Source organism: Brevundimonas sp. (genome assembly GCF_030656255.1).
Lineage (GTDB): Bacteria > Pseudomonadota > Alphaproteobacteria > Caulobacterales > Caulobacteraceae > Brevundimonas.
The window spans coordinates 1-12,106 of sequence record NZ_JAUSOE010000053.1 but is presented as its reverse complement, the minus strand read 5'-3'; the positions used below and the strand labels follow the sequence as shown (position 1 = coordinate 12,106).

The window sequence follows — 12,106 nt, the reverse complement described above, 5'->3', positions numbered from 1 at the left end:
CAGACCATGCCCTCGCTCCAAAGGGCGTGTTCGCGTAGTTCATGAACCGCCGGATGGTCGTCGGCGACATGCTGGTCCGTCAGCGGCAGATCACGCGGGTCGAAGATGCGGGTTTCGCACCCCATCCACTGCAGCAGCCGCGCCGCCTCCTCGACGCAAAGGCGCGAATAGGACCGGTCCCGGAGCGATCCGTAGAGCAGCAGGATCCGCGGCGGCGGCTCGTTCGGCCCCAGCCCCGCCGCCGGATTGCGCGCCAGATAGGCCGGGTCCAGGGCGGGCAGATGGTCGGGGTCCGGCAGGAGCCGCAGACGGTCGAAACTCATGGAATGGCCTTGGTCATATAGGCGGCGGAGGCCGGGCAGAGCGCTGCGAACTCCCGCGTTCGGAGAATGGCGTCGGGAGCGGCTTCCCGCAGGCCCCGCACAAAACCTCGCCGGACGAAGAAGGCCTCGGCCGTGGTCGTCAGCAAATGCAGGGTCTCCGCGCCCAGATCCCCGGCCACGGCTTCGACGGCGGTCAGGATGCGCGCGCCCGCACCCCGCGCCCGCACATCGGGTAGAACGACCAGCGACCGCAGCAGCAGATGTCTCCCCTCGCCTTCCAGCCCGACATAGCCGACCAGATCGCCGTATTCCGTCGCGCTGAAATAGCGGCCGGCGCCCGGCGCGGGCAGACCGGCCTCCGTCAGGGCCGCGTTCAGGCCGCGATCCGTCGCCTCCACCAGATGCAGAGCGACCATCAGACGGCGTCCGCCGGCGGGGCTGTGTCGGCGAACCAGCGTCGGCCCATCCACAGGGCGACCGACACCAGCAGGATCAGCACGGGCACCTCGACCAGGGGGCCGATCACGGCGGCGAAGGCGACCGGCGAGGTCAGGCCGAAGGCCGCGATGGCCACGGCGATGGCCAGTTCGAAATTGTTCGAGGCGGCGGTGAAGGCCAGGGCCGTGGTGCGCGGATAATCCGCCTCGATCAGCTTGCCCATCAGGAAGCTGACCACGAACATGACCAGGAAATAGATCGTCAGCGGCACGGCGATGCGCAGCGCATCCAGCGGCAGGGCCACCACCTCGCCGCCCTTCAGGCTGAACATGGCGACGATGGTGAACAGCAGGGCGACCAGGGTCATCGGCCCGATACGCGGCAGGAATCGGGTCTCGTACCAGGCCTCGCCCTTGCGCCGGATCAGGACACGGCGGGTCAGGAAGCCGGCCAGGAACGGCACGCCCAGATAGATCAGCACCGCCCCCGCTATGGTCCAGAAACTGATCGCGACCACACTGCCCTCCAGCCCGAACAGCGGCGGCAGGACCGACAGGAAGAACCAGGCGTACAGGCTGAAGAACAGGATCTGGAAGATGGAGTTGAAGGCGACCAGCCCGGCCACATACTGGTTATCGCCGCGCGCCAGCTGGTTCCAGACCAGGACCATGGCGATACAGCGGGCCAGGCCGATCAGGATGACGCCCGTCATATATTCCGGTTGGTCCCGCAGGAAGATCACCGCCAGGGCGAACATCAGCACCGGCCCCAGGACCCAGTTCTGGAACAGGGACAGCAGCAGCACCCGCTTGTCCGCAAAGACCTGCGGCAGGGCCTCGTAGCGCACCTTGGCCAGGGGCGGGTACATCATCAGGATCAGGCCGATGGCGATGGGGATATTGGTCGTGCCGACCGACAGCCCGTCCAGCCAGGCCGGCAGGCCGGGAACAAGGGCGCCCAGCCCTACCCCCAGACCCATGGCGACGAAGATCCACAGGGTCAGCCAGCGGTCGAGGAAGGACAGCCGCCGTGGCGCGGCCGCATAGGTTGGGGCGACGGGCGTATCGACCATCAGCGAACCCGCCGTCCCTCGGCGTCGATCACCACTTCGCCGTCTTCCTTGACGAAGGGTTTGAGCCCCTCCTCGGGCAGCAGGTCCAGGACCGCCTCGGACGGCCGGCACAGGCGCACGCCGCGCGGCGTCACCACGATCGGGCGGTTCAGCAGCACCGGATGGGCCTCGATGGCGTCCAGCAATTGGTCGTCGCTGACGGCCGGATCGCCCAGCCCTAGGTCGGCGAAGGGCGTGCCCTTCTCGCGCAGAAGATCGCGCAGCGCCGCGCCCGTCCGCGCGGCCAGGTCCTGGATCAGGGCGCGGCTGGGCGGCGTCTTCAGATATTCGATCACATGCGGCTCGATCCCGACATGCCGGATCAGCGCCAGGGTGTTGCGCGACGTCCCGCAGGCGGGATTGTGATAGATGATGACGTCCATGGGGTCCTCAGTCGCGGCAGGGGGCGAGTTCGGCGAGCGAAGGCTCGCAAAGATCGGCGCGCCCCTGGCAGCAGTCCTCCAGCAGGAAGACGGTCAGGTCGCGCAATCGGTTCAGATCGGCGCGATAGATGATGGACCGGCTGCGCCGCTCGGCGCTGACCAGCCCGGCCCGCGACAGCACGCCCAGATGGGCCGACATGGTGTTGGCCGGGATCGCCAGCCGATTGGCGATCTCGCCGGCGGCCAGCCCCTCCGGCTCATGCCGCACCAATAGCCGAAACGTCTCCAGACGCGTGGTCTGGGCGAGCGCGGCCAAGGCGAGGATGGCGGGTTCCAGTTCCATAATTCCAATATAATAGAATTATAAGAGACGACAAGCTGGATCTGAAGCCTCTCGCGCGCTGCGGAGCGCGCCCAGGCCGTTCGCCCGGCCCGTACGGCCTCTGCATCAGTTCCGGCCCAGAACCAAGCGGCGGAACTGGATGCGCCAGGACGCTGTCAGGACCGAGCCGATAAGGCCGCTTCATCCCGAGCCCAATCTTCCGGCGCGCCGCCGAGCGCCTGATAGAGGGTGATCCGGTTCAGCAAGTCTTCCAGCAAGATGGCGGATTGCGACTGACGCGCGGAATACAGCGAGCGTTGAGCGGTTAGAGTGGAGAGGTAGTCGTCGATGCCGGCGCGGTAGCGCACTTCGCTGAGACGAAGGGTTTCGGCTGCGGCGTCGGCCTGTGCGACCATGGCAGTCCTCTGCGCGCCGATGGTCCCTTCGCGCGCCAGACCGTCGGCGACCTCCCGGAAGGCCGTCTGGATCGCCAGTTGGTAGGCGGCCACAGCGGCGTCCTGTTGCGCTCGGGAATAGGCGACGTTGGCGCCAGCGCCGGGCGTGAAGATCGGCGCCGAGAGGCTGGGCGAGACGGACCACGTATCCTGTCCATCGGAAAACAGGTCCGAGAGGGACGGGCTGATGACCCCGGCCAAGGCGGTCAGACTGAGACTGGGAAACAGCGCGGCTCGCGCTGCGCCGATGTCGGCGTTCGCGGCGCGAAGCTGGTGCTCAGCCTGGATCACATCAGGACGATCCAGCAGCACGGTCGACGACAGGCCCGCGACCGGCACGCCGATGACGGGGTCAAGCGCGACCAGCGTAGGCGGAAGCAGACTGTCCTCGACCGGCCCTCCGACCAGGAGAACCAGGGCGTTGCGGTCCTGAGCCACCTGGCGCGTATAGTCTGCGACATCCGCCCTCGCCTGCTGGACGACCTGTTCTGCGGAAGCGACATCCAGACGACTGACCAGCCCGCGGCCGTTCAGGGTCTGGGTAAGCTCCAGGGATCGTTGCGCGCTCGCCTCCGTGTCCTGAGCCAGTTGCAACAGATCCTGGTCGGCTGCGAGCGTCAGCCAGGCGCTGGCGGTCTCGGCCACCAGGGCGACGTGGGCGGACCGGGCGCCGGCTTCCGTCGCCAGATAGGTTTCGAAGGCCGAGGCCGTCTCGTTCTTCAAGCGCCCAAACAGATCGATCTCGAAACTGGAGATGTTCAGGCTGGCCTGATGGCTTTCACCGTCTTGGCTCGACGAGCCTGCGCCGCCGCTGAAGGTCGAGTCCAGACCCGCGCTGAGCGTCGGGAGTTGCGCCGCCCGTTGGCCCCGATAAAGGGCCCGAGCGCTTTCGACCTGAGCCAGAGATTGGCGGAAGCTGCGATTCTCGGCCACAGCCCGCTCGACCAGGGTCTGCAGACGAGCGTCGGACAACAGGCTTCGCCACGAGGCGCGCAAGGCGACGTCAGAGGTCGGCGCATAGGCCGGGCCCGTTGGAAAGGCGGAAGCGATGGAGGGATCGGGCCGATTGTAGACGGGCGCGAGATTACAAGACGCGAGCGCCGACGCCGAGACCGCGATTAGCAGCAATCTTTTCATGATCAGGCTCTTTCGGCCGTAGCGTCGTGGACGGGTCGCGGAGACTTCGAGAACCGTTCGACGCCCTTGGTGATCAGGACGAAGAACAGGGGCACGAAGAAGATCGCCAGAACGGTCGCGGTCAGCATGCCGCCGATGACGGCTGTGCCCAGGGCGACCCGGCTGGCTGCGCCGGCGCCGGTGGCGATCGCCAAGGGCACGCAGCCCGCCATGAAGGCGATGGAGGTCATCAGGATGGGACGAAAACGGATCTTCGCCGCATCCACAGCTGCGGTCAGGGCGTCCCTGCCCTCTCGATAATAGGCCTCGGCGAACTCCACGATCAGGATGGCGTTCTTGGCTGTCAGCCCGATGGTCGTCAGCAGACCGACCTGGAAATAGATGTTGTTGTCCAGCCCGCGCAGGGTCACCGCCAACACGGCGCCGACAATGCCCAGAGGCACAGCCAACAGGACCGCAAAGGGGACGGTCCAGCTCTCGTAGAGGGCGGCGAGGCAGAGGAAGACGGCCAGGATCGAGATGGCGTAGAGGATGGGCGCCTGGCCGCTGGACAGTTGTTCCTCATAGGACAGGCCGCTCCAGGCGAAACTCGTGCCCGGCTCCAGTTCGGCCTGCAACTCGGCCATGCGCGCCATGGCCTCACCCGAGCTGGCGCCCGCAGCCGCCTGGCCCTGAAGCTCGACCGAGCTCTGTCCGTTGAAGCGGGAAAGGCTCGACGGGCCGGTGTCCCAACGGCTGGTGGCGAAGGAAGAGAAGGGGGTCATTTGTCCGTCAGGGCCGCGGACGCCCCAGTTATCGAGGTCGGTCGGCAGAGCGCGATACGGCGCGTCCGCCTGGACATAGACGCGCTTGACCCTTCCACGGTCGACGAAGTCGTTCACATAGGATCCGCCCCACGCCGTGCTCAATGTATTGGTCACGTCGGTCTCGTTCAGACCGAGGGCCGCGATCTTGGCCTCGTCGAGATCGACCTTGAGTTGCGGATTGTCCGGCAGGCTGGACGGCCGCACCGCCGCCAAAGCGGGATCCTTCCCGGCGGCGGCCAGGAGAGCCTGTTCGCGCGCCTTGAACTCTTCGCGTGAAAGACCGCCCGTGTTCAGCAGATGGAAGGTGAAGCCGTTGCTCATGCCCAGGCCGGAGATCGCCGGCGGCGTCAGGGCGAAGATCTGGGCGTCGCGCACCGCCGAGAGCGCGGCTGTCGCGCGGCCGGTGATGCTGTCAGCCGAAGCCTCGTCGCCCTTGCGCTCATCGAAGTCCTTGAGACTGGCGAATCCCATGCCGGCGTTCTGACCCGAGCCGCCTGAGCTGTAGCCGTTGATGGCGAAAATGGCCTCGGTGTACTCGGCTTCCTTTTCGAGGAAATAGTCTTCGATCTCCTGACCGACCACGGCGGTGCGGTTGGTCGTGGCGCCCGCAGGCAAGGTCCACTGAATGATGGCCCTGCCCTGGTCCTCGACCGGCAGGAAGCTCGTCGGCAGGCGCACGAACAGAACCGCCATGACGACAGCGATTCCTCCAAAGACGCCGACGAACAGGAATTTGCGGGCGACCATCTTCTTCGTGCCGCCGATGTAACCGTGCGTGACGCCATCGAACCAGCGATTGAACTTTCCGCCGATGCCTTTGCGTTGCAGCGGATCGGAATGGTTCGGTCTCAGGAGCATGACGCAGAGGGCGGGCGACAGAACCAGGGCGACAAACACCGACAGAAGCATGGCGGTGATCACGGTCACCGAGAACTGCTGATAGATGACGCCGGTGGAACCGCCGAAGAAGGCCATCGGCAGCAGGACGGCCGAAATGACCAGACCGATGGCGATCAGGGCGCCGCTGATCTGATCCATGGACTTGATCGTGGCGTCCTTGGGAGACAGCCCCTCCTCCGCCATCAACCGCTCGACATTCTCGACCACCACGATGGCGTCATCGACCAGCAGACCGATCGACAGCACCATGCCGAACAGCGTCAGGGTGTTGATGGAATAGCCGAAGGCGTACAGCACGCCGAAAGTGCCGAGCAGCACCACCGGCACGGCGATGGCCGGGATCAGGGTGGCGCGCCAGCTCTGCAGGAAGATGAACATGACGATGACCACCAGCACCACGGCTTCGAGCAGCGTCTTCACCACCTCCTCAATCGACAGCTTGATGAAGGCGGTCGAGTCGCTCGGGTAGCCGATCGCATAGCCGTCGGGCAGGTCGGTCGACAGGCGCGCCACCTCCGCCTTGACCAGTTCGGCCGTATCGAGCGCATCGGCGCCTGGGGCGAGCTGGACGGCGATGCCGGCGCTGGGGTGGCGATTATAGCGGGCGTCGGTGCCGTAGGATTCGCTGCCCATTTCTACGCGAGCCACTTCGGACAGCCGCACGATCGTGCCGTTCGTCTGGCTTTTTATGATTATGTTGTTGAACTGATCGGTCGTCTGCAGCCTGGATTTGGCCGTCACCGTCGCGGTGAGCTGCTGGGTCGTGGACGAGGGCGCGGCGCCGATCTGGCCGGCCGACACCTCCGTGTTCTGGGCTTCGATCGCGGCCGTGATGTCCGACGGCATCAAGCCCACCCGACGCAGTTTGAACGGGTCCAGCCAGATCCGCATCGCATATTGCGAACCGAACACCGAGCTGGAACCGACGCCGCTGACGCGGGCCAGCGGATCCTGGAAATTGGCGACGAGATAGTCGGCGATGTCGGAGGCGCTTGTCTGGTCCTTGGCGTCATAGATCGAGACGATCAGCAGGAAGTCGGAGTTCCGCTTCGTAACCTGGACCCCCTGCTGCTGAACTTGCGACGGCAGGCGGCTGAGCGCCTGCTGGACCTTGTTCTGGACCTGAACCTGGGCGGTGTCGGGATCCGTGCCCTTGGCGAATGTGACCGAGATCGACACGGAGCCGTTGGCGCTGCTGCTCGACGAGAAATAGACCATGCCGTCCAGGCCGGTCAGTTGTTGCTCCAACACCTGGGTGACGCTGCTCTCCAGCGTCTCGGCGGAGGCGCCGGGATAGGTGGTGCTTATACTGACGCTGGGCGGCGCCACATCCGGATACTGCGCGACCGGCAGGGACATAATCGAAGCGATCCCCGCCAGCATGATGACGATGGCGATCACCCAGGCGAAGATGGGCCTGGCGATAAAGAAACGACTGATCATGGGGTCAGCTCTTTTTCAGCGTGACGGCGACCGGCCGAACGGTCTGACCGACGCTGGCCTTGGACGTCCCCTCCACGATCAGCCGATCTCCTGCCTTCAGGCCGCTCGTGATCAGCCACTGGTCGTCGATGGCGCGGTAGGTGACGACCTTGCGTTGCTCAACCGTGTTGGAGGCGGTCAGGACCATGGCGGTCGCCTGGCCGCCGGTGCTGCGAGAAATGCCCTGCTGGGGCGCCAGAACGCCGTTGGGCACCACCCCTTCCTCGATCCGTACCCGCACGAACATTCCCGGCAACAGCAGGCTGTCCGGATTGGGGATACGGGCGCGAATGGTGACGGCGCCCGTCGCCTCATCGACGACGGCGTCAGTGAAGGTGATCGTGCCCGCCTGTCCATATTCCGTGCCGTCATCGAGGATCAGGGTCACAGAGGCGCTGGCAGCGCTCAGCCCGCCGTTCGCCAGAGCCTTGCGGATTTCCAGGATGCGGGTGCTGGATTCCGTGATGTCGATGAAGATGGGGTCCATCGCCTGAATGGTCGCCAGCGGATCGGCCTGGTTGGCGCTCACCAGCGCACCCTGCGTAAGCAAAGAGCGACCGATCCGGCCGCTGATAGGGGCGGTGATGCGCGTAAAGCCCAGATTGAGCTCGGCGGACCGTAGGGCCGCCTGGGCTTGGGCGACCGAAGCGCGGGCTTGCCGTGCGGCGGCGGTCACGTCGTCCGCGTCTTGGCCGCTGACGGCGTCCATTTCGGTCAAACCTTCATAACGCGAGGCTTTGGCCTGGGCCGTCGTCAGCTGCGCCTGAGCATTCTGCAGCTGCGCCGAGGCCTCGTTGCGGCTGGCCTCATAGACGCGGGAATCAATCTCGTAGAGGGCCTGTCCGGCCCGGACATAGGCCCCCTCTTCAAACAGGCGACGACGGATAATGCCGTTCACCTGGGGTCGCACTTCCGACACGGCCAGGGAGGTCAGCCGCCCCGTCAGTTCCGTGGTGATCGGCACGGCCTGGGTGGTCAGGGTGACGAAACCGACTTCGGGCGCCGGCGGGGACGGCTGCGCCTTGTCTGCGCAAGCCGAAAGCAGCAGGACTGCCGCCAGCTGACCGGCGAAAGCAACGCGGGAACCGACGTTCGTGAATGCGGGCCGAGACGTACGGACCATGAAGCTCTCCAATGGAAACGCCCCTGCATCAGGGGCGCTGTGGGTTCTGTTCTCCTCGCACTTCAGCGAATGTCGTTGGTGTGCGATTGGATGTCCCTGCTCGTCGTTTAATGTCGGGACGTACTGATTTGTGTCGAAACGTATCGTCCTGTGTCCGCTGCGCAGGCAGCGCAGACAGCCGGGCCTGCTCACGCTAGTCTTGGCCCATGCCGACACTCGCCCACCCTCCTGCACGCGTTCTCGTCGTCGATGACGACGAAGATATTCGCGGCCTGATCGTCCAGCAGGTCGCCCAGGCGGGTTTCGAGGTTTCGCACGCCGCCTCCCTCGCAGAGGTGCGTCAGAAGATGAAGACCGAGGCTTTCGATGTGGTCATCCTAGACCTCAATCTGCCTGATGGCGACGGCATCGATCTGTGTCGGGAAATGCGCGCCGGGGACCGCACTGAGGCCGTGATCATGGTGACCGCCAGAGACGCCTCTATCGACCGGGTCCTTGGCCTGGAACTGGGGGCCGACGACTATCTGACCAAGCCCTTCGAACCGCGTGAGCTGCTCGCGCGCATTCGCAATTTGCTGCGCAGACGGGGCGAAGGCGCCGATCCGAACCGCAACAAGCGCTACGCTCAGTTCGGATCCTGGACGCTTGATCTCGTACAGCGACGTTTGATCGCCTCCGACGAACGGCTGATCATCCTGTCATCGGCAGAATACAGGTTGCTGGAGCGTCTCGTGCGCAATCCCAACGCCGTGTTGGCGCGCGAGGATCTTCTCCCGTATCGGCGCAACCTCGCCCCGAATGATCGGTCGATCGATCTTCAGGTCAGTCGCCTGCGGTCCAAACTCTCGCCGCTGGGGGAAGGTCTTATCCTCACTGTCCGCAACGAGGGCTATGTGCTTGCTGCAGACGTGACCTTCTCGTGAAGCTGGCGGGACGAAGTCTCTGGGAGGCGGCCTGGGCCAGGTTGAACTCTCTCGGAGGACGCACATTCGTCCTGCTGACGATCGGCATCACCGGGGCGGCGGTGCTTTCGCTGACCTTGACGGAAATGTCGCGCCTGCGGGACTTCGAAGCCCTTCGAATAAACCAGCTTGTCGCCCGCAGCGTGGAAATAGAGCAGAAGATCAGCGCCGCATCTACGGAGGCCGAAAAAGCAGATGTGATGCGGCAGATGCTCGGCGCGCGTATGCACGCGTCCCCCCCGCCCTTCCGCCGAAATCCAGCCCTGGAGGCCCAGCTCATCGAGGCCATGGGCAAGGACAGCAAGCCTATGGCGGGGCCGGCCGCGCGGAGCGCCTGTCTTCCGCCGGACGCCGACGGCCGGGTGACGACCACGAACATAGGAAATGGATTTGAACTGGTCCTCGACTGCTGGGTGGTCAGCGTCGTCCCCCAGGGAGACGTGCGGCGGGCCTTCGCCATGTTCCAGCCGCCGGTCATCATGCCCGTCGGATCAAGCAGCAACCCCATCTACCTGTTCGTCCTTCTCGCCTCCAGCGCCCTTCTGTCGATCCTCGTCACCCGTTTCATCACCCTGCCCCTACGTCGGCTATCAGACGCCGCAACCGCGTTCGCCGCTTCGCTGGACGCCCCAGCCGCCGACGCGCACGGTCCGACCGAGGTCAAGGCGGCGCTTTCGACCTTCAACATCATGCAGGCGCGGGTGCGTGCGGGGCTGCGAGATCGAACCCAACTGCTCGCCGCCATAAGTCACGACCTTCAGACGCCCCTCACCCGTCTTCGGCTGCGGCTGGAGAATGTCGAGGATGAGACTCTCCGAGATCGCCTGGTGGCCGACGTCAACGCGACACAGGTTCTCGTCCGGCAGGGCCTCGAACTCGCCCGCAGCCAGGAGACCACCGAGCCCTGGTCCGTCGTGGACATCGATTCCCTCGTCGAAAGCCTGGCGGAGGACGCGGCTGAATTCGGCGCCGACGTCAGGTTCACCGCAGGCTGCGGATCGAGCGTAAAAGTCCGACCGACCGGCCTGGCGAGGGCGCTGAACAACCTGATCGACAACGGCGTGAAATATGGCGAGCGCGTCGAGATCAGTTGCCAGATCGAGAAGGATCAGATCCTGATCCGCGTGCGCGATCACGGCCCCGGCCTATCGGATCCCGACATCAATCGCCTCTTCGAACCCTTCATTCGAGGCGGGGCGGCGACGACCTCCGCCTACCGCGGCACGGGCATAGGCCTGACGATCGCCCGCGCGCTCCTTGAGGGATCCGGCGCTTCGGTTCGCCTCTTGAACCACCCGACCGGCGGCTTGGTCGCAGAGGTTTCCCTTCCGCGGCGCTGACGAGGTCGGCATCCAAAGTTTCCATGTTCGCGGCGCTTCGTATGGGTCGAACTTCGCCATGAAAGCTTGGTTGGGTGAAACCTTCAGCCTCAATGTCTGACGCTTGGCATCATCCTCGCATTCAAGGAAGGTTTCGCTTATAGAGCGCCCCCTCCTCCTGACCTGAGCGCGCCATGTTCCGGACGGGAGCTTCGGATAGGTCGCCATTTCGTTCGCGCTCTGTGTGCACAGAGAAGTCGAAAACCCGGAAAAGCGTCGCAACACAGCGTACAGTCCAGCGCACACGCCACCAACCAACGTTGCCTTAACCCGAAAAAAATGACTAACAGTCAATCACATATGCTGGCCATCGCCCCCATGATGGACTGGATAACTTACTGAACTAATTCAATAAGTTGCGAGACCGCGTGGGCGAAATTTGCACACGGATGTTCCCGTTCTTTTTTCTTTTCGTTCTCGCGCGGCCAGTCGTTCCAGTCGTCCCCATTGCGATTCCGGGCGCAAATGCGCGCTACGGTCGCTCACTTGAGGCTGCGCGCCTCCCGCTCGACGTGACTAGGGCCAGCAACGATATTCGTGTCCTTGTCTGGACACCACACGGAACGAAGGACGACATGATCAGACTCTCCCTGAATGCGGATGGTGACCTGCCCTCGTAACTGACAACGGCCCTTCGGGGAAGGAGCGTCGGCCTGGGTTCGGACCTGATCTTTTGAAAGTTTAGACGCCTGTACGGCCCCGCTCCAACTGGACTTCCGATAACGGCAATCGGTGGGGACATCGGCCGGCCGCCGGCAGGACAGAAACATAATCCACCAGGACAATCCGGGCCTGCGGCGCCTGCCGGCGAATAATTTTCATCATGGCATCCATAGCCTCCGGTAAGGTCGCAAGGGCGGCATCGACCTGGTCCCATGGCTTCTCTCTGCACACCGCCAGCCGCCAGAATGGCGTCAAACCCTCGGGGCGATTCTGGCAGGACCAGGCGTAGAGATTGGCGATAAAGGCGACGTCATTTCCGCCGATGGTGATGGTCACCAGCCGGGTCTTCGGTCCGATCGCATCAATCTGAGCCGGCTGGAGGAACTGCCCGCCGCGAAGAATATGGGACACTGTCGCCCCGCTGCAGGTTACATCGGACAAGACGAGATCACGGCGGCGCGCAAGCAGATGCGGATAGTCCGTCGCCGACCGCAAGCAGAGTAGAGGGCTGTCGGGATCGCGTTCACCGACGCCTGGACCCGCCGCGAACGAGCTTCCAAGGGCGACGTAAGCAGTGTCCTGCGCCGCTCCCCGCCGACCGTCCAACCAAAGCCAAGTCAGC

General features: G+C 64.6%; 11 protein-coding genes. 2 read left to right on the top strand and 9 right to left on the bottom strand.

Annotated elements, in window-relative coordinates; translation table 11 throughout:
- The 8 genes from Q7J26_RS05890 to Q7J26_RS05855 all read right to left on the bottom strand — a co-directional run.
- A partial coding sequence (locus Q7J26_RS05890) for an NAD(P)H-dependent oxidoreductase (RefSeq protein WP_304935570.1) occupies positions 1 to 323 on the bottom strand: 323 nt, incomplete at its 3' end.
- On the bottom strand, positions 320 to 739 hold the full coding sequence (locus Q7J26_RS05885) for a GNAT family N-acetyltransferase (RefSeq protein ID WP_304935569.1): 420 nt from the start codon (positions 737 to 739) through the stop codon (positions 320 to 322). The genes Q7J26_RS05885 and Q7J26_RS05890, both read right to left, overlap by 4 nt.
- A complete protein-coding gene (gene arsB / locus Q7J26_RS05880) occupies positions 739 to 1,833 on the bottom strand; it encodes an ACR3 family arsenite efflux transporter (RefSeq protein ID WP_304935568.1) in 1,095 nt (364 codons plus the stop codon). Before arsB ends, Q7J26_RS05885 begins: the two co-directional genes overlap by 1 nt.
- Positions 1,833 to 2,255: an arsenate reductase (glutaredoxin) gene (arsC, locus tag Q7J26_RS05875; protein WP_304935567.1), complete on the bottom strand. Its 423-nt coding sequence runs from the start codon at positions 2,253 to 2,255 to the stop codon at positions 1,833 to 1,835. Before arsC ends, arsB begins: the two co-directional genes overlap by 1 nt.
- A 7-nt stretch (positions 2,256 to 2,262) precedes the next feature.
- Positions 2,263 to 2,598, bottom strand: coding sequence for a helix-turn-helix transcriptional regulator (locus Q7J26_RS05870; RefSeq protein WP_304935566.1), 336 nt, complete (start codon positions 2,596 to 2,598; stop codon positions 2,263 to 2,265).
- A 155-nt stretch (positions 2,599 to 2,753) separates the two neighbouring features.
- Positions 2,754 to 4,169: an efflux transporter outer membrane subunit gene (locus Q7J26_RS05865; protein ID WP_304935565.1), complete on the bottom strand. Its 1,416-nt coding sequence runs from the start codon at positions 4,167 to 4,169 to the stop codon at positions 2,754 to 2,756.
- Positions 4,170 to 4,171: 2 nt separating this feature from the next.
- Positions 4,172 to 7,318, bottom strand: coding sequence for an efflux RND transporter permease subunit (locus Q7J26_RS05860; protein ID WP_304935564.1), 3,147 nt, complete (start codon positions 7,316 to 7,318; stop codon positions 4,172 to 4,174).
- 4 nt (positions 7,319 to 7,322) lie between these two features.
- Complete coding sequence (locus Q7J26_RS05855) at positions 7,323 to 8,480, bottom strand: efflux RND transporter periplasmic adaptor subunit (RefSeq protein WP_304935563.1); 1,158 nt, start codon at positions 8,478 to 8,480, stop codon at positions 7,323 to 7,325.
- 206 nt (positions 8,481 to 8,686) lie between these two features.
- On the opposite strand from Q7J26_RS05855, the gene Q7J26_RS05850 reads away from it, so the two are divergent.
- Positions 8,687 to 9,403: a response regulator transcription factor gene (locus tag Q7J26_RS05850; protein ID WP_304935562.1), complete on the top strand. Its 717-nt coding sequence runs from the start codon at positions 8,687 to 8,689 to the stop codon at positions 9,401 to 9,403.
- 263 nt (positions 9,404 to 9,666) lie between these two features.
- Complete coding sequence (locus Q7J26_RS05845; RefSeq protein WP_304935561.1) at positions 9,667 to 10,782, top strand: ATP-binding protein; 1,116 nt, start codon at positions 9,667 to 9,669, stop codon at positions 10,780 to 10,782.
- Positions 10,783 to 11,502: 720 nt separating this feature from the next.
- Here the strand turns inward: Q7J26_RS05845 and Q7J26_RS05840 are convergent.
- Positions 11,503 to 12,106 (bottom strand): SGNH/GDSL hydrolase family protein (locus Q7J26_RS05840; RefSeq protein WP_304935560.1); only part of this gene is annotated, 604 nt, incomplete at its 5' end.

What these genes read in the sequence shown, in the direction of transcription:
- Q7J26_RS05860 (WP_304935564.1), bottom strand. Translation starts at nt 7,318, where the DNA reads ATGATCAGTCGTTTCTTTATCGCCAGGCCCATCTTCGCCTGGGTGATC.
- Q7J26_RS05855 (WP_304935563.1), bottom strand. Translation starts at nt 8,480, where the DNA reads ATGGTCCGTACGTCTCGGCCCGCATTCACGAACGTCGGTTCCCGCGTT.
- Q7J26_RS05870 (WP_304935566.1), bottom strand. Translation starts at nt 2,598, where the DNA reads ATGGAACTGGAACCCGCCATCCTCGCCTTGGCCGCGCTCGCCCAGACC.
- Q7J26_RS05885 (WP_304935569.1), bottom strand. Translation starts at nt 739, where the DNA reads ATGGTCGCTCTGCATCTGGTGGAGGCGACGGATCGCGGCCTGAACGCG.
- Q7J26_RS05865 (WP_304935565.1), bottom strand. Translation starts at nt 4,169, where the DNA reads ATGAAAAGATTGCTGCTAATCGCGGTCTCGGCGTCGGCGCTCGCGTCT.
- arsB (WP_304935568.1), bottom strand. Translation starts at nt 1,833, where the DNA reads ATGGTCGATACGCCCGTCGCCCCAACCTATGCGGCCGCGCCACGGCGG.
- Q7J26_RS05850 (WP_304935562.1), top strand. Translation starts at nt 8,687, where the DNA reads ATGCCGACACTCGCCCACCCTCCTGCACGCGTTCTCGTCGTCGATGAC.
- arsC (WP_304935567.1), bottom strand. Translation starts at nt 2,255, where the DNA reads ATGGACGTCATCATCTATCACAATCCCGCCTGCGGGACGTCGCGCAAC.
- Q7J26_RS05845 (WP_304935561.1), top strand. Translation starts at nt 9,667, where the DNA reads ATGCACGCGTCCCCCCCGCCCTTCCGCCGAAATCCAGCCCTGGAGGCC.